General features: G+C 72.4%; 26 protein-coding genes. 9 read left to right on the top strand and 17 right to left on the bottom strand.

Features of this window, described 5'->3' with window-relative positions; all coding sequences use genetic code 11:
* Positions 1-65: 65 nt before the first annotated feature.
* Positions 66-1,247, bottom strand: a complete 1,182-nt coding sequence (locus BL253_RS03840) for an MFS transporter (RefSeq protein ID WP_076813573.1) — start codon at positions 1,245-1,247, stop codon at positions 66-68.
* Positions 1,248-1,536: 289 nt separating this feature from the next.
* Here BL253_RS03840 and BL253_RS03835 point away from each other — a divergent pair, with 289 nt between their 5' ends.
* Entirely contained in the window at positions 1,537-2,154 is a 618-nt protein-coding gene (locus tag BL253_RS03835; protein ID WP_076813773.1) for a hypothetical protein, read from the top strand.
* A 20-nt stretch (positions 2,155-2,174) separates the two neighbouring features.
* Here the strand turns inward: BL253_RS03835 and BL253_RS03830 are convergent, their stop codons facing one another.
* Positions 2,175-3,197, bottom strand: coding sequence for a GlxA family transcriptional regulator (locus tag BL253_RS03830; RefSeq protein ID WP_076813571.1), 1,023 nt, complete (start codon positions 3,195-3,197; stop codon positions 2,175-2,177).
* A 150-nt stretch (positions 3,198-3,347) separates the two neighbouring features.
* Positions 3,348-4,058 (bottom strand): Uma2 family endonuclease, encoded by a 711-nt coding sequence (locus tag BL253_RS03825; protein ID WP_158230324.1) that lies wholly within the window; start codon positions 4,056-4,058, stop codon positions 3,348-3,350.
* A 308-nt stretch (positions 4,059-4,366) separates the two neighbouring features.
* On the opposite strand from BL253_RS03825, the gene BL253_RS03820 reads away from it, so the two are divergent.
* Complete coding sequence (locus tag BL253_RS03820; protein WP_081437966.1) at positions 4,367-5,194, top strand: class I SAM-dependent methyltransferase; 828 nt, start codon at positions 4,367-4,369, stop codon at positions 5,192-5,194.
* Between the two features lie 31 nt (positions 5,195-5,225).
* Here BL253_RS03820 and BL253_RS03815 read toward each other — a convergent pair whose 3' ends face one another.
* Both BL253_RS03815 and BL253_RS03810 read right to left on the bottom strand, forming a co-directional pair.
* Positions 5,226-5,825, bottom strand: coding sequence for a sugar O-acetyltransferase (locus BL253_RS03815; RefSeq protein ID WP_076813569.1), 600 nt, complete (start codon positions 5,823-5,825; stop codon positions 5,226-5,228).
* A gap of 105 nt (positions 5,826-5,930) precedes the next feature.
* Entirely contained in the window at positions 5,931-6,629 is a 699-nt protein-coding gene (locus BL253_RS03810; protein ID WP_076813568.1) for an alpha/beta fold hydrolase, read from the bottom strand.
* Positions 6,630-6,871: 242 nt separating this feature from the next.
* On the opposite strand from BL253_RS03810, the gene BL253_RS03805 reads away from it, so the two are divergent.
* Positions 6,872-7,453, top strand: a complete 582-nt coding sequence (locus tag BL253_RS03805) for a SigE family RNA polymerase sigma factor (protein WP_076813566.1) — start codon at positions 6,872-6,874, stop codon at positions 7,451-7,453.
* Complete coding sequence (locus BL253_RS03800) at positions 7,450-8,349, top strand: PASTA domain-containing protein (RefSeq protein ID WP_076813565.1); 900 nt, start codon at positions 7,450-7,452, stop codon at positions 8,347-8,349. The genes BL253_RS03805 and BL253_RS03800 overlap by 4 nt, the downstream gene beginning before the upstream one ends.
* A gap of 114 nt (positions 8,350-8,463) precedes the next feature.
* Here BL253_RS03800 and BL253_RS03795 read toward each other — a convergent pair whose 3' ends face one another.
* On the bottom strand, positions 8,464-9,879 hold the full coding sequence (locus BL253_RS03795) for a hypothetical protein (RefSeq protein WP_076813563.1): 1,416 nt from the start codon (positions 9,877-9,879) through the stop codon (positions 8,464-8,466).
* Between the two features lie 553 nt (positions 9,880-10,432).
* Positions 10,433-10,705 carry a Tn3 family transposase gene (locus BL253_RS39125; protein ID WP_274535178.1) on the bottom strand — a complete coding sequence of 91 codons (273 nt, stop codon included), beginning with the start codon at positions 10,703-10,705 and terminating at the stop codon, positions 10,433-10,435.
* Between the two features lie 235 nt (positions 10,706-10,940).
* Between BL253_RS39125 and BL253_RS03780 the strand changes: the two genes are divergently transcribed.
* Both BL253_RS03780 and BL253_RS03775 read left to right on the top strand, forming a co-directional pair.
* The gene (locus tag BL253_RS03780) at positions 10,941-11,531 is read left to right on the top strand and encodes a recombinase family protein (protein WP_076813561.1); all 591 of its coding nucleotides are present in this window, start codon (positions 10,941-10,943) and stop codon (positions 11,529-11,531) included.
* Positions 11,528-12,031: a beta/alpha barrel domain-containing protein gene (locus BL253_RS03775; RefSeq protein WP_076813559.1), complete on the top strand. Its 504-nt coding sequence runs from the start codon at positions 11,528-11,530 to the stop codon at positions 12,029-12,031. The genes BL253_RS03780 and BL253_RS03775 overlap by 4 nt, the downstream gene beginning before the upstream one ends.
* Before the next feature lie 202 nt (positions 12,032-12,233).
* Here BL253_RS03775 and BL253_RS03770 read toward each other — a convergent pair whose 3' ends face one another.
* The 4 genes from BL253_RS03770 to BL253_RS42165 all read right to left on the bottom strand — a co-directional run bounded on the left by BL253_RS03770 (position 12,234) and on the right by BL253_RS42165 (position 15,233).
* A complete protein-coding gene (locus BL253_RS03770; protein ID WP_076813558.1) occupies positions 12,234-12,590 on the bottom strand; it encodes a VOC family protein in 357 nt (118 codons plus the stop codon).
* A gap of 48 nt (positions 12,591-12,638) precedes the next feature.
* Positions 12,639-13,508: a hypothetical protein gene (locus BL253_RS03765; protein ID WP_076813557.1), complete on the bottom strand. Its 870-nt coding sequence runs from the start codon at positions 13,506-13,508 to the stop codon at positions 12,639-12,641.
* On the bottom strand, positions 13,505-15,001 hold the full coding sequence (locus BL253_RS03760; protein WP_076813555.1) for an MBL fold metallo-hydrolase: 1,497 nt from the start codon (positions 14,999-15,001) through the stop codon (positions 13,505-13,507). The genes BL253_RS03765 and BL253_RS03760 overlap by 4 nt, the downstream gene beginning before the upstream one ends.
* An 82-nt stretch (positions 15,002-15,083) precedes the next feature.
* On the bottom strand, positions 15,084-15,233 hold the full coding sequence (locus BL253_RS42165) for a hypothetical protein (protein ID WP_158230323.1): 150 nt from the start codon (positions 15,231-15,233) through the stop codon (positions 15,084-15,086).
* A gap of 188 nt (positions 15,234-15,421) precedes the next feature.
* Between BL253_RS42165 and BL253_RS03755 the strand changes: the two genes are divergently transcribed.
* Positions 15,422-16,792 carry an NsdA family TPR-like regulatory protein gene (locus BL253_RS03755; RefSeq protein ID WP_241834496.1) on the top strand — a complete coding sequence of 457 codons (1,371 nt, stop codon included), beginning with the start codon at positions 15,422-15,424 and terminating at the stop codon, positions 16,790-16,792.
* 58 nt (positions 16,793-16,850) lie between these two features.
* On the opposite strand, the gene BL253_RS03750 is transcribed toward BL253_RS03755, so the two are convergent.
* The 3 genes from BL253_RS03750 to BL253_RS03745 all read right to left on the bottom strand — a co-directional run bounded on the left by BL253_RS03750 (position 16,851) and on the right by BL253_RS03745 (position 20,171).
* On the bottom strand, positions 16,851-18,908 hold the full coding sequence (locus BL253_RS03750) for a Tn3 family transposase (RefSeq protein ID WP_198946144.1): 2,058 nt from the start codon (positions 18,906-18,908) through the stop codon (positions 16,851-16,853).
* Entirely contained in the window at positions 18,791-19,876 is a 1,086-nt protein-coding gene (locus BL253_RS42785) for a DUF4158 domain-containing protein (protein WP_198946143.1), read from the bottom strand. Before BL253_RS42785 ends, BL253_RS03750 begins: the two co-directional genes overlap by 118 nt.
* Before the next feature lie 64 nt (positions 19,877-19,940).
* The gene (locus tag BL253_RS03745) at positions 19,941-20,171 is read right to left on the bottom strand and encodes a Tn3 family transposase (RefSeq protein WP_076813553.1); all 231 of its coding nucleotides are present in this window, start codon (positions 20,169-20,171) and stop codon (positions 19,941-19,943) included.
* On the opposite strand from BL253_RS03745, the gene BL253_RS03740 reads away from it, so the two are divergent.
* Positions 20,170-20,961: a site-specific integrase gene (locus BL253_RS03740; protein WP_081437964.1), complete on the top strand. Its 792-nt coding sequence runs from the start codon at positions 20,170-20,172 to the stop codon at positions 20,959-20,961. The genes BL253_RS03745 and BL253_RS03740 overlap by 2 nt on opposite strands.
* A gap of 40 nt (positions 20,962-21,001) precedes the next feature.
* On the opposite strand, the gene BL253_RS44660 is transcribed toward BL253_RS03740, so the two are convergent.
* The 3 genes from BL253_RS44660 to BL253_RS03730 form a co-directional block, all read right to left on the bottom strand.
* Positions 21,002-21,130 (bottom strand): hypothetical protein, encoded by a 129-nt coding sequence (locus tag BL253_RS44660; RefSeq protein WP_274535173.1) that lies wholly within the window; start codon positions 21,128-21,130, stop codon positions 21,002-21,004.
* Positions 21,120-22,508, bottom strand: a complete 1,389-nt coding sequence (locus BL253_RS03735; protein WP_076813551.1) for an MFS transporter — start codon at positions 22,506-22,508, stop codon at positions 21,120-21,122. The genes BL253_RS44660 and BL253_RS03735 overlap by 11 nt, the downstream gene beginning before the upstream one ends.
* Before the next feature lie 497 nt (positions 22,509-23,005).
* The gene (locus tag BL253_RS03730; protein ID WP_131831440.1) at positions 23,006-23,461 is read right to left on the bottom strand and encodes a hypothetical protein; all 456 of its coding nucleotides are present in this window, start codon (positions 23,459-23,461) and stop codon (positions 23,006-23,008) included.
* 306 nt (positions 23,462-23,767) lie between these two features.
* Between BL253_RS03730 and BL253_RS42780 the strand changes: the two genes are divergently transcribed.
* Positions 23,768-24,103, top strand: a complete 336-nt coding sequence (locus BL253_RS42780; RefSeq protein WP_198946142.1) for a hypothetical protein — start codon at positions 23,768-23,770, stop codon at positions 24,101-24,103.
* Positions 24,104-24,108: the final 5 nt, after the last annotated feature.

Below are 24,108 nucleotides of genomic sequence, written 5' to 3'. Positions count from 1 at the left end.
ACGGCCCCGGCGATCTCCGGCGAGATCCTCCGCGTCGAAGGTCGCCGGACATCGCCGGGGCGGCCCTAGCCCGGGTCGCGGCGGGCCCGCAACGGCGGCGGCCGAACGCGCCGGCCGCGGCGCCCGGCGAGGGCCACCAGCAGATAGGGGACGGCGGCGGCGGCGAACAGCCAGTGGGCGGGCATCCCCAGCCCGTCGGCGCCCACGCCGTAGGCGGCGAAGGTGGCGATGCCGACGGCCTCCATGCCGGCGCCGGACAGGGACGTGACGGTGGCGCGGGAGGAGTCGTCGAGGCTGTCCTGCAGCCGGGCGTCGGCCTGCGCCAGCGCCCAGTAGAAGACCCCGAACGCGACGGCGACGCCGGCGATCCCGACCGGCGCCCCGCTGCCCGCGCCGACCGCCAGCAGCACCGCGGCCACGGCGAGCAGGGCGGCGAGCCACCGGCCACCGCGGCCGGCGACCAGCCCGCCCAGCGTCGACCCGGCCGTGACGGCCAGGACCAGCAGCGGGACCGTGGCGGGCGCCACACCGGTGTCGCGGACGAGCAGCGGCACGTACTCGTCGAGCGCCGCGATGCCGGTCAGCGCCGCCGACAGCAGCAGCGCCCGGCGGACCGGCGCGCAGCGGCGCACCACTCCCAGCGCGGCCCGCAGCACCGCCAGCCCTGACCCGCCCTCACCGCCGCCGGCGTCCTCGTCGGGCGACGGGGCGGAACCGTCCGGACCGGCCTGCCCTGTGCCGCGGACCGGCCGCTGTTCTGGCAGGGCGCGACCGGCGGCGGCGCACAGCAGCAGCGCGGCGACGCTGACGGCGCCGACCACCGGGTAGCCGCCGACGGCGACCAGCGGGCCCGCGAGGGCGGTGGCGAGCAGGCCGGCCGCGCCGCCGGCCGCCTGGGAGCGGCCGATCAGCCGTGGGTAGGCCGCCGTGGCGCCGAGCCGGTCAAGCTCGGCGTAGACGAGGGCCTGCAGCGCGCCGGAGCGCAGCGCGGTCCCGGCGCCGAGCAGCACGAACCCGACCGCGAACGACCAGATCGACGGCGCGACAGCCCACAGCGCGTAGCCCGCCGCGTCCAGCAGAGGCGCGAACATGAGCAGCCGGCGCCGGGAGACGACGTCCGCCCACACCCCCGACGGGATCTCCAGCAGGAACGTCGCGGCCGACCACAGGGCGAACAGCGCCGAGATGCCCCCGGCTGACACCCCGCTGTCCGCGAACAGCAGCGCGTAGAGGGGGTAGAACGGCACGCACTCCTCGAGGAACGCGTACGTGTACAGCCGCCGCGCGAGCGCCCGTTCGGGTCGCGCCGCGCGTCGCGGCCGGACGGGTTGCCGCGGGTGGGATCAATGTCGCCAGGTCATGGTCGGCAGCCTACGGCCAACCAGGTTCGGGCAGGAGGCGTTCGGCGGTGTCGGAGCCACCCGCGCCGTTGGCCGGAATCCGGCGGCATCTGGCGTTCTGGCCACTGCCGCGCCGCCGGTCGCGTCGATAGCGTCGGAGTCGACCTCGATCGACAACCTGTGGAGAGACCGATCCGTGGCCAAGATCCTGCTCAGCCTGCATGTGCTCGCCGCGATCCTCGCGATCGGGCCGGTGGCTGTGGCCGCCAGCATCTTTCCCCGGTATCTGCGACTGGCGGCGGCCGCCCCGGATGACGGCGCGGCGGCGGGCGTGGCGCGGGCCCTGCACCGGATCTGTCGGGTCTACGCGCTGCTGGGTATCGCGGTGCCGTTCTTCGGCCTCGCGACCGCCGGGCCGCTGCACGTCTTCGGCGACACCTGGGTGATCATCTCCATCGTGCTGACCGCCGTGGCGGCCGCCCTGCTCGCCGCCGTGATCCTCCCCGGCCAGCGCAGGACGCTCGCCCTGCTGCCCGAAGCCGCGCCGCGACCCGCCGACGGCGACGACGGGCCCGCGACGGCCGTTGTAGGCGCCGCGGTGGGCTCCGCCGGTGCCGCCGGTTCGATTTCCGCCGGTGCGGACAGGGCCGGCTCGGTCGCCGTCGCGTCGCCCGCCCAGATAGCGACCGGCACGTCGCCGGTGCTGTCCCGCGCGGCCGCCCGGCTCGGGATGAGCACCGGCGTCTTCAACCTGCTCTGGGCGGTCGTCGTCGTCCTCATGATCGTCCGCCCGGGCTCGACCACGGGCGCCTGACGGCCCACTGGCCGACTCCGTCAGGCCGCCCGGACGGCCTCAGGGGCGCGGAAGGCGCGGCGGTAGGACTGGGGGCTGGTGCCGACCAGGCGGCGGAAACGGTCGCGGAACGTGGACGGCGAGGCGAAGCCGACCCGGGCGGCGATCCATTCGACCGGGTGGTCCGTCGACTCGAGCAGCTGCTGGGCGTGGCGCAGCCGGGCGCGGGCCAGCCACTGGGCCGGGGTGGTGCCGGTCTGCTCTCGGAACCGCCGCGACAGGGTACGGGTCGACAGAGCCGCCTGGCGGGCGATGTCGTCGAGGGACAGCTCCCGGTCGAGGTTGTCCGCGAGCCAGCGCAGCAGCGGCTCCAGTGACACCCCGTCGGGCGCTGGCGGCTCGTGGGCGATGAACTGGGCCTGCCCGCCGGCCCGCTCCAGCGGCATGACCGAGATCCGCGCCGCCTCGGCGGCGACGGCGGATCCGAAGTCGGCGCGGACCATGTGCAGGCACAGGTCGAGCCCGGCCGCCGCCCCGGCGGAGGTGAGGATCCGGCCGCCGTTGTCGACGAACAGCACCTCCGGGGCGACGTCGACCTCGGGGTGGCGGGCCGCGAGGTCCGCCGTTCCCAGCCAGTGTGTCGTCGCCCGCAGCCCGTCGAGCAGCCCGGCCGCGGCGAGCAGGAACGCGCCCGAGCAGACCGACGCCACCCGCGCCCCGCGACGCGCGGCTCCGCGCAGCGCGTCGACGACGGCCGCGTCGGCGGGAAGGGCCGGATCGGCGGCGCCGGGCACGACGACCGTGTCGGCCTCGGCGAGCGCCTCCAGCCCATGGCGTGCCCGCAGCGTGAACGTCCCCGCGTCGACGTCGGCTCCTGGCCGGGCCGCGCAGACGACGACCTGGTAGGCCGGCCGCCCGTCGGCGAGCCGGGCCCGCCCGAACACCTCCACCGGCACCGCCAGGTCGAACGGCACCACCCCGTCCACCGCCAGCACGGCGACCGTGTGCTCGCCTCCCGCCACCGGGTCAGGCCGGACCGGGCGCTCGGTCGGGAACGTCGTCATGGCCAGAACCTACCAACCGCCGAGTTCCCGCCAGCCCCGGCCCGGGGCGGCCAGGCCGATCAAAGGATCACCAGGTGCGGCGGCGTCCCCCGCCGCCATGGCGCATTCGGGTGGAGGCCCGCCGGTCAGGCCGTCGGGGGCCGCCGGCCGCTACCCGAGGCTGTGCAGGTCCGCGACACGCAGCGTGACGGGGAACGGCACGGTCGTGGTCACGGTCCCGTCCGGGCCGACGGACGCCTCGTCGAGGTACTCGCCGTTCGCGGGGTCGAGGCGCAGGACGGTGACGGCCGGTCCGGTCCGCGTGGACGGGCCGACGATCCAGTAGCACGGCACCCCGAGGCGGGCATAGATACCACGCTTGACCAGGCGGTCCATGGTGCGGCTGGACGGCGAGAGCACCTCGACCGCGAGCACCGGAACCCAGGCGTGCGGCCGGTCGAAGGCGGCGGTGACGTCGGCCTTGCGCAGCACGACGACGTCCGGCTCGAGACTGCCCCGGCGTCCCTTCCGGACGGCGGGCGACGAGCCGAACACGAACAGGTCCGGCGGGCACAGGGCGGTCAGCAGCGTCGCAAGCCGGGTGACGACGACCTGGTGGGGCATGCCAGGCGCGGGACTCACGACGAGCATCCCGTCGATGAGCTCGTAGCGGTTGCCGTCGCCGCCCGGGATCCGGTCGAGATCGTCGACGGTGAATCCGCCCTGGCGGGAGAGGAGCAGAGTCCCGTCGACGATCTCCGCGTGGCCGCTGCCGACGGGGAGGTCGACGAGGTCGTCGGCCGTGAAGCCGCTCTCACCAGGCGTGGGGAACAGCCAGGGGCCGGGCGGTGGGATCGGCGGGGGGACGGCCATGACCGACATGGTGCACTCCTCGGGGCCAGGGACATGGGGCAACGGTGCGCGCCGGCTGGGTAACGCCGCCACCAACATCACGAAACTGTGGATGCGCCCCGGTTGTCCACATCCCTGCCCGCGAGACCGTGGTACCTGGGTGGTCCTGTGGCCGGTCGCGGCGCTGGGCGCGACAGGTGGCCCTGGCCCGCGGCGGCGATCGGCTGGCCTCTCCGGCAGCCCCTGGTTCTCCGTTCGGGTGTCCGCATGCGGACTGGTCCAGGAGCCGCCGAGAAAATCGGGAGAGGGAACGCGGTCGAGGGGCTACAGTCACCCGCGTGACGCAGCTGGGTGAGCGGGCCGGGCCGGGCGACGGGGCGGTGGCGAACCGGGCGTGGTGGGACGAGCGGGTGCCGATCCACCTCGCGAGCGACTACTACGACCTCGACGAGTTCCTCGCCGAGCCCGACGTGCTGCGCGCCTTCGAGACCGCCGAGGTCGGGGACGTCAACGGCGCCCGGCTGCTGCACCTGCAGTGCCACATCGGCCTGGACACCCTGTCCTGGGCACACCGCGGCGCGACCGTCACCGGGCTGGACTTCTCCGGCCCCGCTGTCGACGCGGCGGAGGCGCTGGCCGCCGAGCTGGCGCTGCCGGCCCGGTTCGTCACCGCCGACGTCTACGACGCCGCGGACGTCCTCGCGGGTGAGACGTTCGACATCGTCTACACCGGTATCGGCGCGCTCAACTGGCTGCCGGACGTCGAGCGCTGGGCGGGCGTCGTCGCCCGGCTGCTCGCCCCCGGCGGCTTCCTCTACCTGGCCGAGATCCATCCGGTGCAGGACGTCCTCGACGACGAGTCGGGCTCGACGTTCGACCTCGACTACTTCGACATCGGCCCGATCATCTGGGAGGAGGAGGGCAGCTACGCCGACCCCGACGCGGAGACCGACGCGAACGTGACCGTCGAGTACCACCACACCCTCGGGTCCGTCGTCTCGGCGGTCGCCGGCGCCGGGCTGTGCCTGGAGTTCCTCCACGAGCACGACTGCGTGCCGACCCAGCGTTTCGACACCCTGGTCCGCGGCGACGACAACCTCTACCGGTTCCCCGCCGGCACCCCCCGCGTCCCGCTCCTGTACTCCCTGCGCGCGTCCAAACCGTAGGGAAGCCCTCTCGGGTGTGGACGCGCCGGTGTCACAGGTCGCGGATCACCCGGGCGGGGTTGCCGACGGCCAGCACGTTCGCCGGCAGGTCACGGGTGACGACGGCCCCGGCGCCGACCACCGAGTTCGCCCCGATGCTGACACCGGGGCAGACGATGACGCCGCCGCCGAGCCACACGTTGTCGCCGATCGTGATCGGCTCGCCGGCCTCACGGCCGGTACGACGCAGGGCCGGGTCGAGCGGGTGGGTGGGCGTGAGCAGCTGCACGCCCGGGCCGATCTGGACGTCGGCGCCGAGGCTGATCCGGGCGACGTCGAGCAGCACGGCGCCGGTGTTGACGAACGTGCCCGGGCCGATGGTCGTCTGGTAGCCGTAGTCGACGTGCAGCGGCGGGAGGATCTCGACCCGTTCCCCGACCGCCCCGAGCAGCGCGCGGAGGAGCTCGGCGCGCAGCTGCGGCTCGCCGGCACTGGTCGCGTTGTACCGCTCGCGCAGCCGCGCGGCCCGCAGCCGGTCGGCGGCCAGCTCCTCGTCGCCCGCGTGGTACAGCTCCCCCGCGAGCATCCGCCGCTTCTGCTCGGACACCGCCAGGTCGGYCGCCGCCGGCCCGGCCGCGGTCTGCTCGGACATCGCCGTGTCGCCTCCGTGCCTCGCGCGAGCGCGGGGCACGCGTCGCGGCCGGTCCCACCCGGCACCGGCACGCTACGCCCACGCCGTGACGTCTCGTCCGCCGATTCACAGACCGATCAGGTAGCGCGCCAGGGCGTCCGGCTGGGACAGCGCCATCAGGTGACCACCGGGCAGCACGTCGGCCTCCACGCCCAGGCGGTCGTGCGCCACCCGTCGCTGGAAGTCCACCGGGAAGAAACGGTCGTCGGCGCCGGCGACCGCCCTGACCAGTATGGGCGGCCACGCGTCGAACGCGCAGACGGATTCGAAGACGGCGTCGCCCTCATCGCGCTGATCCTCCCGGATCGCTGCCGCGTCCTCGGCGCAGACGTCATGCAGGAAGTACGTCTCGATGTCGAACTCGGTGCTGTAACCACCCTGTTCGGCCGCGGCGGCCAGAGCCTCGGCCTGCCCGGTGTTGTCCCACCAGTCGCCCGGAGTCTCGCCTGGAGCCGGGATCATCGCGTTCACGAACACGATCGCGTTCACCGGGACCGTCTCGGCGACCAGCGGGGCGGTGAACCCCCCAAGCGACTGCGCGACCACCACCACGTCGTCGCGGCCGGCGACCGCGGTGGCGACCGCGGCGGCGTACCCCGGCAGCCCAGCCTGCTGATCGGTACCAGTCAGGTCCACGGCGATCGCCTCGTGCCCGGCCTCGCGCAACAGCGGAACCACCCGATGCCAGTACGCGGCCACGCCGCCCGCGCCCGGGATCAGCACGAACGTCCGCCGCCCCGCCGCCCACCCATCCTGCTGCGCCATCGCGTCCGCTCCTCTCGCCTGTGTTCCGTTCACCTGTGCTCCGTCGCCTCTTCGTCGGTATCCCAGGTAGGACTCCAGTCCGGGGCGTGACTCATCGCCGGCGGTCCGGCGGATTGTGCCCCTGGCCGTCGGAAACGCCGCTGGCGTGACGATCAGGGCCCATCGAGCGCCGACGGCGGAACAGGCGCAGCCGGCAGGCAACCTCGTGGCATCGCGGCGCCTCTGTAGGGATGGGAGGTCACATGCGATCAGCTGACGGCGATGACGGGTTCGCCGCCTACTTCGAACCCCGTACGGCGGGGCTGCTGCGGTTCGCCTACCTGCTCACCGGGGATCTGCAGGAGGCCGAGGACCTGACCCAGACGACGCTCACCCACGTCTACGTCGTCTGGCACCGAGTGTCCGGCCATAACCGGCCCGACGCCTACGCCCGGCGGGTGATGGTCAACGCCAACACGAGCCGGTTCCGCCGCCGCYGGGTCCACCACGTCCTCGTCGAGAACCCACCGGAGACCGCGCAGGCCTCGGCGCAGCTCGCCGCCGTCGAGGACCGCGCCGGGCTGGCCGCGGCACTGGCCGCGCTGCCACCCCGACAACGGGCCGTGATCATCCTGCGCTACTGCGAGGACATGTCGGAGGAGGCCGCGGCGGAGCTGCTGCACTGCTCGAAAGGCACGATCAAGAGCCAGGCGTCGAAGGGCCTGGCGAGGCTACGCGCCCACCCGGCGGTGGCCGCCCTCGGCCCGCCGGCGCCCGTTGCCGCGCCCGGCGCCCCCGGCCGGGCATCGCTGTCGACCGCCCCCAGCGGATTGGAGACGCCGTGAAGCTCACCCAAGCCCGCGCGGACGCCCACGTCGAGGCCGCCGACCTGGCGACCGTCGACTGGCTGCGTGCCGCCGCGGACGAGGTCCGGGCCACCGCGCCCCACAGCCTGGTACCGGCCGCGCTGGCCGCCGTCCCCGCGGCGCGCCGCCACCGGCGGCTCGCGACCGTCGTGCCGGTGACCGCCACCGCGTTCACCGTCGCCGCGGTCGTCACCGGCACCGTCCTGCTCTCCGACGGTGGACACCCGGCCGGGCCGGTCCCGATCACGGCCGTGTCCCGGCCCCTCGTGGTGACGACGGGCGCGGGCGGCACGCAGGTCCCGGGCGCGCCGTCGCCCGGGGCGACGGCGACCAGCGGGCCCGTGAGCGGTCAGACGGCCACAGGCCCGGCCAGTGCCGGCTCCGCGGGCCCTTCCAGCGCGGCCAGCCCTCCCCGGGCCACGCCGAAGCCGACGCTGGCCACGGTGACGGTCCCCGACGTGATCGGCCAGGCCGGCGACGCGGCGCGGGCGGCGCTGCGGGCCGCCGGGTTCTCCGGCGGCCTGAGCCAGAGCGTGATCTGCGCCGGCTCGGACATCCCGGCCGGCGTCGTGACCGCCCAACGGCCGTCCGCAGGCAGCCAGGCCGACCGGCAGGTGACCATCAGCCTGACGGTGGCCGGGAACTGCGTTGCCGTCCCCAACGTCGTCGGCACCGCGGCGGACACGGCGAACACGACGCTGCAGAACGCGGGCTTCGCGGTCACCTACGGCGGCCAGTGGAACTGCGAGTACGGCTACAACGGCGTGACTGCTCAGAGCCCCGCCGGCGGCACCCGGGTGGTCAAGGGGAGCGCCGTCATGATCGATTACACCTGTGCCGCGGCTCCGTTGTCGACGACGCCCGGCCCGTCCTGACAGTCGTCCCTGACGGTCATCGCCGGCCGCAGCGGTGCCCGTGACCCGCCGGGGCGGCGGTGCCACGGTAGGTCCAGCCACCGCCGGACCTACCGTGGCTGGGCCGGCGGGTCGCTAGCGGCCGCGTCCGGAACGCGGACCGGCGTCCACGGCCGAGGCGTCGCGGGCCGCGGCGGACAGCTGGGCGAGCCGGGCGGCGAGGTCGTCGGCCTGCCGTTCGGCTCGCTGGGCGCGGACGCGGGCGTCGGCGCGGGCCTCGGCGAGCACGGACGCCCGTTCGTCGGCCGCGGTCCGGTCGGCCTCCCGCGCCGCCGCGGCCTCCGCCCGGACCCGGGCCAGCTCGTCGGCGGCCTCGCGGCGCAGCCGGTCGGCCTCGGCGGCGGCCGCGGCGCGGGCCCGGTCGAGGTCCGCGGCGGCGGCGGCCCGGTCGGCGGCGGCCGACTCCCGCAGGGAGACGAGCTCGGCACGCACCTCGGTGATCGTCCTCGCCGTGGCCTCGGCGTCCCGGTGGGCGGTGGCGAGCTCAGCTCGCGCCGCCGCGAGCTGCCCGCGCAGCGTCGCCATCTCCCGCTCGGCGGTCGCCCGGATGGTCGCGAGCCGGGCCGCGGCGTCCGCCCGGGCCGTCTCCGCGCGCTCGTCGGCGTCCCGGCGCGCCGCGGCGGCCTCCGCGCGGGCGTCGGCCCGGGCCGTGTCGGCGTCGGCCCGGGCGGCGTCCACGGCGCCCGCGGCCTCCGCGCGGACCCGGCTGATCTCCTCGGCGGCGCTCTGCCGGGCCGCGTCGGCCTGTTCCTGGGCGGCGCGCGCCTGCGTCGCCGCCTCGCCGAGCCGGCGCTCCAGCTCGTCGAGCGCTGCCGCCGCCTCCGCCGCGACCACCTCGGCCTCCTCGTGGGCCGCCGCCTCGCCCCGGGTCGCGGCCTCGGCGCGCACGGCCCGGGCGGTCGCCTCCGCGATCCGCCGGGCCGCGTCCGCCTCGGCGGCCTCGACCTGCGCCTCGGCGGCGGCGACGTCACCGAGCCGGCCCAGGGTGGCGGTGAACGCCTCCAGCGTGCGGCCCAGGTCCGTGGCCAGCGCGCCGACGTGCGCGGCGAGCTCGTCCGCCCGCAGCCGGGCCAACGCCACCGGCCGGTGCGTAAGCTCGCTTCCCGCCGGGCCCGCTCCCCGCGCCCCCCGCGTCGTGGGAACCGCCGGCCGGCCCCGGCCCGTGCCGCTGCCGGCGCCGGCGTCGTCCAGCCCGCCGGACACACGCGAGGCGGCGAGCTCTCGGCGGCGCCGGTAGGCCGACAGCCGGGTGTGCGCCGGGTCGTCGCAGTACGCCGGCGGCCGCCCCGGCCCCTCGGCCGGCGCGCACGGCCGCCCGCAGCCCGGATACCCGCACAGCGCGCCGTCGGCCTCGACCCCCGCGGCTGGCACCACGGCCGCCAGTGCCGCATCGCCGGCCGGCGCGTCCAGGTCACCCGCAGCGAGCACGGAAACCCCGCCGGTCGTCGTCAGCTCGTCGCCGGCCTCGGCGTCCACCTTCGTCCGCGCCACGCCCACTCCTCCACCCACCCCATAAAGTTTCGTCGTGAACCGTATCAGAGACGAAACGCAACTACGCAACGAAACGATTCCTGCCACGCGACGAAACTTCTAACGCGCGATAAGCTTGACTTCTCGGGCGTCAGAATTACGGTCCGCGAGGGGGCGTCGCCGTCCACAGGTCGCGTGTCCTGTCTCGCTGAAACTGGGGGTCCCGGTAGGAACGGAACGGAAAACCGGTGTTGCTGTCAAACTTTTTGACAGCCCGCGGTCGGGTCCGTCAGGGTGGGTGGGTGAGCGATGACCCGACGGTCGGTTTCCTGAAGGCGGACGTGGCGCGGTTCTGTGCCGGCCTGGATGACCTGGCGCCCGCGATCCGGTTGCGGATGGTTGTTCAGCTGCGGCAGGCGTTGGACGAGGTGACGGACCTGGCGTTGGACAGCGGGATGGCTGCGGCGAAGGCGGAGGGGTGGGGGCTGCGGCAGATCGGCGGCCTGGTGGGCTTGTYGCACGAGAAGGTCCGTTACCGGCTCGCCCGGGCGTCGGGCGAGCCGGCTGGGTCTTCTCAGTCCGAGGTGGTGGCGTCGGCGGGTTTGCGGGTGGATCGGAGCTGGCCGCCGGCGACCTCGGCGGGCAGCGCGAAGCCATAGCGGCCGTGGAAGTTGACGTGGGCGAACTTCAGCGGTGAGAGGCGGGCGATGTCCTCGTCGCGGACGTGGATGCCCTCGGCGCGCATCTCGTCGATGATCTGCTGGAAGTAGACCGTGTTCCACAGGACGACGATGTTGAGGATCAGTCCCAGTGCTCCAAGCTGGTCTTCCTGGGGGGCTGCCGAGATACGGCAGAAAGGGGCAATGCCCGGCTGGTTGCCGGTAGAGGAACGCGAGCTGTAGCCAGCCCGGCTGGGAGCAAGCGGAACGAGGGGTCCCGACGGCGGGTTGTGGCGGCGGTGTCCGGTAACGTTCGTTCATGAGACATATTGATCAACAGCCTGTCTCCGCAGGTCGCGCGTGTAACGCATGCCGTGTACGCGGCTATGTAACGCACAACCCCGTTCGAGATACGATCCGATCATGCGCGTCGGCTATGGACGGGTCTCCACCCGCGACCAGCATCCCGAAGCCCAACACGACGCCCTGCGCGCGGCGAACTGCGACGCGGTTTTCATCGACAAGGCCTCCGGCAAGCTCGCCCGCCGGCCCGAACTCGACAAGGCGCTGCTGTCCGCGAACCGCGACGGCGACCAACTCGTCGTCACCAAGCTCGACCGGCTTGGCCGCTCCCTCGAGCATCTGCTCGAGCTCTCTCGCGACCTGCAGGCCCGGGGTGTCGACCTGGTGGTGCTCGACCAGGGCATCGACACCTCCACCGCGGTCGGGCGGATGTTCTTCCAGATCCTGGGAGCGGTCGCGGAGTTCGAGCACGCCCTGATGTCCGAGCGCACGATGGACGGCCTGGAAGCCGCCCGCGCTCGCGGCCGCACCGGCGGGCAGAAGCCCAAGCTCGGACCCCGCCAGGTCCAGCTGGCTCGGCAGATGTACGACGAGACCGGACCCGACGGCCGACGCAAGTACACCGTCCAGCAGATCGCCGACGAGTTCGGAGTCACCCGCCCCACCGTCTATCGGCACCTGACCCAGGCCACCGCTGGAACGGCTTTGTGACCTCCGCCCCGCAGTGGATCGAGCGGTGGTCCTACGTCGTCACGCCGCTGGCCACGCTGCCTACTCCTGAAACGCTCAACAGACCTGCCTGCATGACTCGGCGTGTACCACCCTGGCGCCGCACCTATCGCCGGCTCGTCCCTAGCCGTGGTGGCCGCGGCTGCTGCTGGTACCACGGCGGCGACTGGCACCGCGTCAACGCCACCGCGATCCGACTCGTCGCACAGGCCCATGCCGCCGGAGCGACCGGCCTCGACGTAGGCGATCATGTCGTGGCCGCGGCCAGGGCCGAGGGGCTCTCGGGATGGCAGCTCGAGGCGCTGGAAAGCCTGCTCGTCATCGAACCGGTGCGCATCGAACTCGGCGGCGATCCCGCCGACCGGTGGTACGACAACGGCCGTCACCGCGTCACGGCCATGCTTGACGCTGGGGTACGCCGCACGATCGTGGGCCGCCTAGAGCTGCTCGACCCCGCCACAGGGCAACCTCTGCGGAACTAGCCGGCACACAGTTAGGTGCGGCCTGTCGCGGTCGGCGGCCGACGCCGACTGTGTCGTCGTACCCGACGGTCAGCGGTCTTGTCTTCAGCCGGCTTCCCAGCAGGTCTGCCGGGGCCGCCTGCCGCGGCAGGCGGCGCCGCGTGTGGTCCGGCCGGCGCGGTCCCAGGCGAGCAGGGCGGCCCGCTGATCCGCGCCTGCTCGTTCAGGGCCCTTCGATGCCGACGATCGTCCCGAAGGGATCGATGACCTGGCAGATTCGCCGGCCCTCAGTCACCGTCAGCGGGCCCCGGTGGTGGACGCAGCCGGCGGTGAGCAGCCGCTCATGGGCGGCGTCCAGGTCGTCGACGGCCCAGTACACAATGGGGGATCCGCCGCGCGGGTTGCGCTCGTCGTCGGCCTGGTGGAAGCCGAATTCGACGCCCGCGACGGTCAGCCAGGCGTAGACCGACGTCCCGTCCACGTCGAGGTGGACCTCGCCGCCGAGCACGCCGGCCCACCAGAGCGCGGATTTCTCGGGATCGTCGGCGAACGTCATGACGGTGGTGACGGGTCCGAACACGGGCAGGGCCTCTCCTTGCGGGCGGTGATGAAGAGGCTACCCGGTGGTTCAGTGGTCGAGACCGTGGAGGGACTGCAGGCCGGTTGCTTCGGCGAAGTCGACGAGGGCCAGGACGAGTTCGCGCTCCGCCCACCGCCCACCGGCGCGTTCCTGGTGGTGGCGGTATCGCGTCCGCACCCATGGTCCTGCCCCGGAGTGCCCGGCCTCGGCGGCGAGGTAGGCCAGTGTCACCAGGTCTGGCAGCCCGGTCACGTCCGGGCGCAGCGTCTCGACGTCGACCAGCGCGATCCGGCCGTCGGCCTGGCGGCGGGCGTGGTCGGGGGCCAGATCGAGGTTGCCCAGCGGGATGTGCGCCGGGCCATGTGCCGCTCCGACCCGGCTGAGCATCCGCCGCCACGCCGCTGAGTCACGCACCCAGGGTGTGTCTTCCTTGAGCGCGGCGTCGATCCGCCACGGGGCCATCGCGTCCACGACGGGGCGGTCCCATCGCGCAGGGGCGGTGTGGACGCGCACGACGGTTTCGATGAGTTCGTCGAACACGGCCTGGCGAGTCAGGTCCGCGGCCTGGGGAAGGTAGGCCGTGATCAGGGTGAGGGCGTGGTCGCAGCTTCCTCGCAGCCGCGGTAGCACCCGGTCGGTGGCCAGCAGGTCATAGGCGAGCCGTTCGCCGAGGTAGGCCACCTTGTCGGCGTGCCGTTTGAGGACCGCGTGTGGTGGGGCGCCGACAGTGAACGTCGCCGATCGGTAGCGGGTGGTCAGGCAGCGCACCGGCCCGGCCAGATCAGGGTGGTGTCGTTCGAGCAGCGCGTCGGCCTCCAGAGCCGCGGCGATGGGGTCGACGGTGAGTTCCCTTGCGAGCCACCCCGCCGGCCGGGTGCGCAGGGCCCCGGCGAGGGCTCCCGCCGCGACGGCGCTCACGCGGCCGCGGGGGTCGGCGCGCTAGCCAGCCGGGCCAGGGCGCCGGCGTAGCAGCGCGCGGCGAGGTCAGGCCGCTGGTGCTCTCCGTACACGGCGAACAGCGCGTACACCGGGGAGTCGAGCCGTTCCCCGACGTGCCAGCCCTGGTAGGAGCCGCCGACGATGTCCCAGATCTGGACCTGGCCGGTGAGCAGCGCGACGAAGTCCTGGTAGTAGATCTCGACGCCGAACGGGTAGATGGCCATGGCCTCGTCCCGGCTTGTCGCCGGTACCGGCACGAACGCCGGGCCGGTGAGGTCCCACGCGAACGTCGCGACCTGTCCGGGCCGGCCCGGCGGGGCGAGCAGGCGCAGTACGAGCCGCCGGCCGTCGAGCGGGCCGGTCAGGTAGTCGTGCAGGCCGACGGCGAGCGCGCCGGTCCGGGTCGCGACCAGGTGCCGGGCCAGCCGCGGCAGCTCGCCGTCAACGAGCCGTTCGGCGGCCGGCCATTCACCCGCCGGGAGCTCCGGTCCGATCGGCGCCGGTTGCACCGGTCCCGGGTCGGCGAGGAAGCCGGCCAGCATGTCCAGGCCCGCCTGTTCAGTCGCGGCGTCGATACCGACCCATTCGGTCCTGCTGGTGGTGACGGGTCCCTGGTCCGGGACGAGGAGCTGGTCGCCGGGGCGGGGCCCGTGGACCGCGAAGAGGTGCTGGAGGGCGTTGGCGTGCTCGGCGAGCGCGCGATGGTCGGCGTAGAGGAACGGGCCGTGCGGGGACCGGGGGGCGGTGAATCCGTTGCCGCACAGCGCGAYGTCCGCAACGCCGTCGAGGGGCTCGAGGTAGTCGATCAGCAGGGTGTGCAGGGCCTGGATGCCGGTGGCGCGCCGGCGTGGCCCGTCGAGTCCCGGAAGCAGGTTGACGTCCGCGCCCAGCGCCCCGTAGGGCACGGACTGGGTGTTGTTGGAGACGATCGCGAGCCGGGGCATGGGCATGGCACCGTCGCGGACCTGTTCGACGTACAGGTCGGAGATGTCGGCGTCCACGCCGATGAACACGTCGGCGCTGGAACCGGCGCGGCGGATGACCGGCTGCGCGACGCGGCTCTCCCAGAACAGGGTCCGCGCCCCCGCCGGGTACAAGAACACCTCCAGGCCGCCGATGAGGATCGGGGTCAGGTGGTCGTGGCGGTGGACGGTGAAGCCGAGCCTGCCGAGGGCCTCGGCCACAGCGGCGGGCAGTGTCTGCCCGGTGTGGATCGGGGTGGAGCGGTCCAGGAGCGCCAGCGACGCGAAGTGCAGGTGGTCCAGGTGCTCGTGGGTGAGGATGACGGCGTCCGGGGCTGGCATCGCTCGGTGGTCGATGGTGCGCGGGGGCCAGATCGGGAACTCGACGACGCCAGTGCCGAACGAGCGGGTCAGGATCGGGTCGACCAGCACGGCGGTGCCGCCGGACTGGATGTGCCAGCTCTGGTGTCCCAGGAAGGTGAGCGCGAGGGGGCCGGCGGCTGATGGCATCGGGTGTCCTCCGGTAGACGGCGGCGCCCCGGCGGGACCGCGTGGACAGCCGCGGTACCGCCGGGGCGGGGGCGGGGGCGTTCTACCGGTGGTAGGCGACCAGGGCGGTGGAGGTCACACCGGTCCGGGCGAACGCGGCGACCCGCCGCTGGAACTCGAGGACGGCGGCGGCGGTCGGGGCGGCCGGGGCAGCGGCCGCCTGCGTCACGATCGGCGTGGTGCTGGTGTTCATGCGCGCGCTCCTTGGGAAGATCGGGGCGGCCGGTCGCCGGCCCCATCGGATGGCCTCATCAGGAAAACGCGCCGTCGTGGACACGAACACCCCATATCGTTTCCCGCGGTTTCTCGCGTATTGCGCCGTATTTCGCGGAAGGAGATCATCTTCGGCATGCGTTCGGTGCAGCCGAGGGGGCGAAACGGATGGCGCGACCCCGCACCACACCCGTGCGTAACGTCGACCTGGCCAGGCTCATAGACGAGACAGGCCGTACCTACGGCGCCATCGCGGCCGCCGTCAACCGCGTGAGCAGCGAGTACGGCGCCCCAGCGCAGTGCTCCGCCGCGTCGCTCGGCCGCTGGCTCAACGGCTCCGTTCCGCTGCCGGAGACCATGCCAGCGGTCGTCGAGGCCTTCGCCCGGTTACTCGACCGCTCGCCCCTGACCTCGGCCGATCTAGGTTGGTCTCTGGACGGGGCAGCCCGAGACACCGGACCCGACGATCCATGGCGTGGAGACCCCGTCGCGTGGGTCACCCGCCTGGGACGGAGCGACATGCTCGACAGGCGCACCGCCGTCACCGCAGGCCTCTACTCGCTGGCCGCGGCGGCAGTCCGGCCGGCCCAGCTCGCTACCCGCGCCGGCCCGCCAGGCCGCGTCGGCGCTGGCGACGTGGCCCGCGTCCGCGCCATGGCCCAGTTCTTCGGCGACGTCGATGACCTCTACGGCGGCGGCCACGCCCGATCCGCGGTCGCCGCCTACCTGGTCGACGACATCGTGCCGCTGCTACGCGCCGCGTCCGGCCCAGCACGCCCGGACCTGTTCTCCGCCGCCGCCGAGGTCGCCTACCTGGCCGGCTGGATGGCCGCGGACGACCTCCAACCCGGCCTCGCCCAGCGCTACTACATCCAGTCCGTCCGCCTCGCCGACGAGGCAGGAAACCCGCTGATGCGCGCCACGGCACTGCGCTCGCTGGCCTCACAGGCCGTGGACCTGGGCCACCCCACCCACGGGCTCGCGCTGGCCGACGCCGCCGCGGCCGCCGCCCGCGAGCGCACGCCGATCCGGACCCGGGCCTGGATGACGGGGATGCAGGCCGAAGCGCTGGCCGCGACCGGCCACGATCCCCGGCGCGCGCTGCGCCTGCTCGCCGCCACCGACTCCGATCTTGAGCGCGCCGACAGCCCGCCGGCCTCCCAGTGGACGGGCAACTACCGGCGCGAGGGGTTCGAGCACCAGGTCGGACTGACGTTGCTGAGCCTCGGTGACCTCCCCGGCGCGGAGGAGCACCTCTGCGCGTCCGTGGCCGCGCGCCGGCCGCCGGAACGACGCACCCGCGCTCTCGTGGGCAGCCGGCTCGCGATGGTGCAGCTTCGACAGCAGCGGCCGGAATCGGCGGCCGCCACCCTGCTGGCCCTCGCCGACGACCTCGCGGTCGTGAGGTCCGCTCGCCTTCGGCGCACACTCGGCCAGATCCGCGACGGTTGGCGGCCCGCCCGGGCGGACCCGACGGTGGAGAAGGCGGACCGGCTACTGCGGTCGGCGCAGGCCGGGACAGCCGGCACGTGGGCGTAAGTCCCCGAATCGCGGGGCGCGGATTTTGTGCTGCTTACTACCGGCAGCCCGACCAGGTTCAGCCGGCCAGGGTGATACCGAGTCGGGTGACGGTCTGTTCGGGTGGGGTGGTGTCGAGGACCCATTCACCGAAGCGGCGGACGTTCTCGCGGATGTAGGGGCTGATGGTGGCCAGATCGTCGGGGTCGACCTCCTGGCCGTCAGCGACGAGCTGGTTGACGGCCTCGGTGATGTCGAGGGCGTTCTGGTAGATCACGCAGTTGGCGACGAGTTCGTTGAACTTGATGATCTTTTCGTGGTGGTCGGGGTCGTTGTGGCCGATGAGGTCGCCGCCGAACATCAGCCAGTCGGCGAAGCCGTGGAAGGCCTCGACCTTGTTCGTCATCGCGGTGATGGACTCCCGCAGCGCCGGTTCGGACAGGTAGCGCAGCAGGACCAGGGTGCGCACGGCGCGGCCGAGTTCGCGGAACGCCCGGTAGAGCCGGTTCTTGCGCGAGTCGTGGCCCAGGCGACGCAGCAGGGTGACCGAGGACAGCGCGCCTTCCCGGATGGAGATCGCGGTGCGGATCAGGTCCGGCCAGTGGGCCTCGATCAACTTCCAGTCGATGGACTGCTCGGCGAACAGCGCGTCGATGTGGGAGTAGCGCGCCGCCGGGTCCGGCCGGTAGAAGATCAGATCCTTCCAGTTGCGGATCCGGGGCAACAGCTCGATTCCCAGCAAAGTGGCCAGGYCGAACACCGGCAACGACTGCCCTTGCGTATCCGCGTGCACCACATCGGGCGCGACCTCGGAGGGATTCGTGAGCAGCCCGTCGATGATGTAGACGGCCTCCCACACCCCACACGGGATGAACCGGCTGAACAGCGCGATGTAGGTGTCGGAGATGTGCCGGAACGCGATCCCGCCGTAGCCGCCGTAGCGGACCGAGGTCTCGGCGAGCAGGTTGTTCTCCCACGTGTCGATCTGCGAGCCGTCGGTGCCGGCGGTATGCCCGTCGCCGTAGGCACGGGACAGGTCCAGCTGGACGTAGGCGTTGGTCACGTCCGCCGAGGACAGGTCGAGCTTGCCCGCGGTGACGTGCTTGTTCGCCGCGGTCGACAGCTCGTGCGCGGAGACCTGGCCGCRCATGTGCCGGGCGACCTGCGCCGGGCCCAGGTTCGCCCCGTAGGTGAACGTCATCAGCGCGTAGCGGGCCAGCGGGTCGGCGAGCTTCGGGTCCGAGCCGGACGCCGGGCCGAAGTGACGGTGCCAGCCGAGCAGGTGCGCGGTGCGGGTCAGGATGTCCAGCAGCGCCCGCTGCGGCAGCCGGGCGTGGATCTCCTCCTCCAGCGCGCGGGCGGACGGCCGGCGGTCGCGGCCACGCCGGGCCTTGAGCATCGGCACACCGCTGGCCGCGTCGATGACCAGGTCGGCGTTCGCCGGATAGCCCGCATCCACCGCGGCGGCCACCTGAGCGAGTTCCCCGCGCATCCAGGTGACGAAGTCGCCAGCGGTGGCGGGGATCCCGGCCTGGGCGCAGTAGTCGGCGACCAGCGGCTCGCAGTCCGCCCAGGACAGCAGCTGGACGTGCAGGTTCGCGTACGAGTTCGACCCGGCCACCGCGATGTCGCCTGAGCGCAGCTCGGCGGCGAGGTAGGTGAACACGCACACCTCGAAGTGCCGCCGGGCCAGCCGGCCAGGATGGCGCCGGTCGCGCAGGACCTTCTGCCACATCTCCCCGGCGAACGACAGATCCACCGCCACCCCGTCGACCTGATCGGGGATGAACTCGCCCCGGGCATGTCGGTGGGCTTTGAGGATGGTGACCGCGTCGGCGACGGTCCGGTCGGTGCTCGTCGGCTCGAGTACCACGGCGTCGAGCAGGGTGAACAGCGCCGGCCGGTGTGAGCGGTAGAACCGCTCGACCAGCGGGGCGTAGTTGTTGCCGTGATGCGCCGAGACCGCCTCGTGCGCCCCGGACAGCGCGGCCACCCCACCGGCCTCCGCCAGCGTTTTGATCACCAGCCGGCCGGCGCGTTCGGAGACCTCCCCGATCGGATCGGCCGCTCCTGTGGCCTGCTCGTCGTCGGAGGCGCCCAGCGCGTCACGGACCACCGCCAGGACGTCCCCGAACACCCCAGCAGCCGCTCGGAGTCCGCCCGGCTCCGCTCGCGCAGCGCCTCCAGATGTTCCCGGGCCTTCTTGTGCAGGGCAGAGACCCGCTTGCAGAACATCTCCACCGCGTCATCCCGAGCGGAGATCCGCGCCGTGTGCAGCAGACAGATCAGCAACGCCAGCCGCTTGTCCTCGCCGACATCACCCATCTCCGCCGCGTCCAGCACATCCGCCTCACCGGCGAAGTGGCTGATCTTCGCCGGGGTCACCCCGGCGAGCCACTCCTGCGTCGGCCCGAGGATGTCCAGCCAGCCCAGATGCTCCAACCACTTCCGCAGCTTGCTGATCGTCGCCCGCCCCGGCGGCTGCTTGATCCGGTCGAAGGCGCTGCGCCGCGAAACCGGATCCACCACCAGCAGATCCAGCAACCGCCGCCGGACGGTCTCATCCAGCCGGGYGACCACCATCGCGAACAGCGCGCTGTTCACCTCGGCGCGGACCGCCCCAGCCATCTGATCCAACGTCGTGTAGCCAGGCAGCTCGCAGCGCGCCTTCACCAACTGTTCCAACGCCGCGTTGATCAGATCAGCCGGGTTGTCCTTCCCCTGGGCCGCCTCCCGCAACGCCGCCTCGGCGATCTCACGGACCTTCGCCGGCTCGTAGACCACTCCCAGCCGGTCCCGGACCAGGCCGCGATGCCACTTCGCGGTGCGCGCCGCATCATGCTCGGCGGCCACCGACTCGTCCAGCTMCAACTGGCCGCGCACATACCCGACGACATCCGCCGGAACGGCGGCCAGGCGCGGGAAGTAGCCCAGCCGCTGGTAGCACTTCAACAACACCAGCAACGCGAGGCGATGCTGCTCGGTCGCCGTCCGCTCCACCGCCCACCCGACCTCGGCCGACGTCACCGTGAACGCGTCATGCAACTCCCGCGACGAGATCGTCCGCTTGAACCGCGGATACGCCGTCCGCTCGATCGATGCCACCGGCCCACCCCGCACCGCACCCCGACAGTGATCGGCAGGCTACCGAGCGGCCCGCCGCCGCCCGCTACCGGGCTACATCTGCCCGTTGCCCCTTTCTGCCGTATCTCGGCGGCCCCCCTTCCTGTCCTTCGCGGTAGGACTGCCGTAGCTCTCCCTTCTGCCCGTGGAAGATCTTGCGGGCGAGGTTGTGGCGGGACTCCTGCCGGTTGAGCTGGGTGTTCACGCGTCGGCGCAGGAGTTCGTCGGCGAAGTAGGTGGACAGGTAGGCGCTGCGGTCCAGCCGGCCGATCTCCATGCCGGAGGTGCTGGCCGAGCTCGCCGCGGCCCGCGCGGACGAGATGGACCCGGACACCGCCAACCGCGAACTGTCGGTGGTCCGCAAGGCGATCGGCTGGTGGGTACGGCAGGGCTGGATCGGCGCCGACCCGACCTTCGGCATCGAACGGCGCCCCTCACCGCCGGACAAGACCAAGGCGCTCTCGCTCGCCCAGGTCGCCGCCGTCTGGCGCCTGGACGACGTGAGCCTGCGGGACAAGACGCTCTGGCGGCTGCTCTATGAGAGCGCGGCCCGGGCCGAGGAAGTGCTGTGCCTGAACGTCGAGGACCTGTACACCGCCGACAAACGCGGCCGGGTCACCGCCAAGGGCGGCGCCGTCGAGTGGATCCATTGGCAGTCCGGCGCGGCCCAGCTGCTGCCCCGCCTGATCGCTGGCCGGGTCGAGGGCCCGCTGTTCCTCACCGAGCGCCGCGCGCCCGAGGGCACCCCGACGATGGATGTCTGCCCGGCCACGGGACGAGCCCGGCTCTCCTACCGGCGGGCTGAGAAGATCTTCGAGGAGAGCACCCGGCTGCTGGCGAACCCGCTCGCCAGTCCCGAACGGTGGGACGGCCTGCAGGGCTTCACGCTGCACCGCTGGCGCCACTCGAGCCTCACCCACGACGCGGAGAACGGCACCAGCACACCGATGCTGCTGGCCCGGTCCCGGCACGCCTCGGCGCGGTCGCTGGAGCGGTACGCCCGCCCCGGAGTGGACGCGGTKGCCCGGCACGTCGCCGCCCAGGACCCAGCCGCACATCGCCGCTGAGGCCGCSGGACCTGGTCGCGTCCCCGGCACGCGCTCTCGGTCAGCGCCGCACGGCGACCAGCAGCCCGGCGAAGGCCAGATCCATCCAGGGCACGAGGCGGCTGTACACGCAGGGCGGTGCCCCGGAAGCCACTATCAGCTTGCGGGGCACCGCATCATCAGTGGACATCAGCTCCTCGGCGGGGAAGCAGGGGGATGCTCGCCGCGCAAACCGCCGTGATGATCAGGGTGAGGATCAGGCAGGGCAGAACGCCGCTCGAGACGGCGCCCGGCGTGCTGGCGGCGGCCAGGTAGATGGTCGACACGGTGGCGGAACCCACAGCGTTGGCTAGCTGCTGCACGGCGTTGAGCACGCCGCTGGCACTGCCAGCCTGGGCCGGGCCGACGTCGCCGAGGGCGACAGCGAAGACGGCCCCGAAGCAGCAGCCCATACCCAGGCCGGTCACGAGCAGGGGAACGGTGATCCAGGGCACGGGGTGCGGCTGGGCGGCGATCAGGACAGTCAGGCTCAGGACACCCAGGGCAAAGATCGTCACGCCGATCGAGACCACGGTGCGGCCGTGGTCGATGATGCGCCGGCGCACCGTGAACGAGGCGGCGATGATGCCGACGGACATCGGTGCGGTGGTCAGAGCGGCATGGAATGGGCTCAGGGCGAGGCGCTRCTGCAGGTAGAGAGCCGTGACGTACATGGTTCCCGTGACGGTGCTGAAGAACAGGGCCCCGAAGACCAGGCCAGTGACGAAGCCGCGGTTCTTGAACAGTGACCGTTCCAGTAGGGGCTGTGTGGAGCCCCTCTGCTGCCATCCCAGAGATGCCAGGACGAGGGCGCCGGCCGCGATTGCGGACAGGGCGCGGGGGCGCCAGCCGCTGGCGCTCCCGTCGATCAGCCCGGCCAGGAGCAGGCCGAGGCCCGCCATCAGCGCCACGGCCGCTCCAGGCCGGATGCGGATAGCGGTGTCGCCGGTGAACGCTGGGATGAACGTCAGCCCTGCCCCGAACAGGAGGACGCCGAACAGGACGTTGACGAGGAACACCGAGCGCCAGGCCAGTCCGAACGGGTCGGCGCCGATCAGCAGTCCGGCGATGACCGGGCCGCTGATCGAGGACGCTGCGAGCAGAGGCCCGAACAGACCGAACACCACCCGCATCGACTCGCGGGGAACCACCCGCATCAGCAGGACGAAGCCTTGCGGGACGAGCAGACCACCGAAGGCTCCCTGCCCGACACGAGCGGCGACGAGGGTCAGTGGGGTGGTGGCGAAGGCGGCCGCGAGGGAGCCCAGGGTGAACCCCGCCAGACCGGTGAGGAAGATCCGACGGCAGCCGAACCGGTCACCCAGACGCCCACCAATGATCATCAGGGAGCCCATGGGGAGGGTGTAGCTCGCACCGAGCCAGGGCTCCAGCGACGACGATGCGCCGAGGTCATGGACGATGGTGGGTGCGGCCACGTTGGTCACGGTGGTGCTGAGGAGGTCGAGCACGTCGGCGGCGACCACGAGCAGGAAGACGATCCACGCTCGCAGGGGAAGGTTTTGGGACACGGCGAAGCACGCTCTCTGCGGAGAGAACCAGACAGCCTGTGCTGAAGCTGTCGTGCTGGCCGGAAATCCCGACACGCTCAGAGCCTGTCTCGGCTCGGGAACGAGCGCTGCACCTTACGGTCACAAAACTAGCATGAGCCGGGCCCGCTGATCGTCGTGTCCGGCTGCGACCAGCCGGTCGCGAGCCCCTGGGCCGGCTCACACTTGCCCACGCGGACGTGTGGATCATCCGCCGCACCAGCGACCGCGAACTCCTCAACGACATAGCCGCGAGCTGGCCACTACCTGGACGCCTCGCAGGCCGTCAAAAAATTTGACAGCGACACCGGTTTTCCGTTCCGTTCCTACCGGGACCCCGACCCACGGCAGGCTGTACATGGCGCCGCCACGACGCCCCGCCGAGGAGACTCAGCTACCTCAGGCGGGGCGTCGTGGCGTTCCTCCCGGCATTCTGCGGAGGGACTGGATCCGCGCCAGGACAGCGCCTACTTCTCAGCTTACTCCGGCGGAGCGTCCAAGGGCTTGYTGAGTACTCCGTTCATGAGCATCCTGAAATGGGAGATCGAGTATCCCAGCGTCTTGGTGAAACACGGGTTGTCGTGTCCGGTGTCGTCTTCGTAGTCGATGTAGCCACCGGAGGTGGGATAGACCCTCATGTAGACGGCGACACCGTCCGCGTCCTGATCGCAGACACCGATCACGTGCTTCAGTGGAATCGTCGCCGGATTGCTGTCCATGTAGACGTAGCCAACCTGGGGGTTGCCTCCGCCGGAATTCATCTCATTCTCGTTGTAGGCGTTGWTGATGGAATGATGATACGTCCCGGACTGAAGCTCCCTCAGGATGTAGTAAGGGCTCACCGAAGCCTGAGCGGGTGTCGTCCCCAGAGCGATCACCAGCCCCATGAACACCGATGTGGCCGATGCGGTACCGATGATTCGTCGCAAGGCCATGCTCCTCCTTTTCCGCGGCTGAAACCGTCACCTCAATGCCGAGACGGGGAGCGCACCGGTCATCGCGGTGTCGGCACCTCCGTCGTCCCGCGCGATCTATCACAATTGGTCGACGCCGCGCCGGCAAGGACGTCGAATGATGTCGGACAACCTCGGACGATTCCGGACGTCGATGTCCGGTGTCAGTACCTGGTAGGTCCGGACCTGGTGGGTCCGGGCGTCATCTACGGGCCGAGGGGCGGTCACTGAGAAACTCGGTGTTCCGGCCGGCGATGCGGCCGGTTTCCGTTCCCGCCAGGAGGAACTGTGATCGAGCCGGACGAGACGATGAGCCGGATCGGCCGTGGCATGCGGCTGGGTCAGCGCGGGGAACGTGAGGGCGCGGGGCGCGTCTTCGAGGAGGTCTGGAGCGAGATCGGCCGCGAGAACGGCGACCCCTTCTACCGCTGCGCACTCGCACACGCCATGGCGGACGTCCAGGACGACGTGAACGACGAGCTGCTCTGGGAACGACGACGAGGACGGCTTCCTGGCACCGACCCGAGTCCCGGGCCATCTCCGGTGTGGCGACGGTGGGGCGGCCGCCGTCGCGGCCGCGGGCGCGCGCGGCGGCCAGGCCCCTCGCGGTGCCGGCGACGATGAGCTCG

It is taken from the genome of Pseudofrankia asymbiotica (assembly GCF_001983105.1).
Taxonomy (GTDB): Bacteria; Actinomycetota; Actinomycetes; order Frankiales; family Frankiaceae; genus Pseudofrankia; species Pseudofrankia asymbiotica.
Note: the sequence above shows the minus strand (reverse complement) of the source record. Positions and strands in the feature narration are given on the sequence as shown.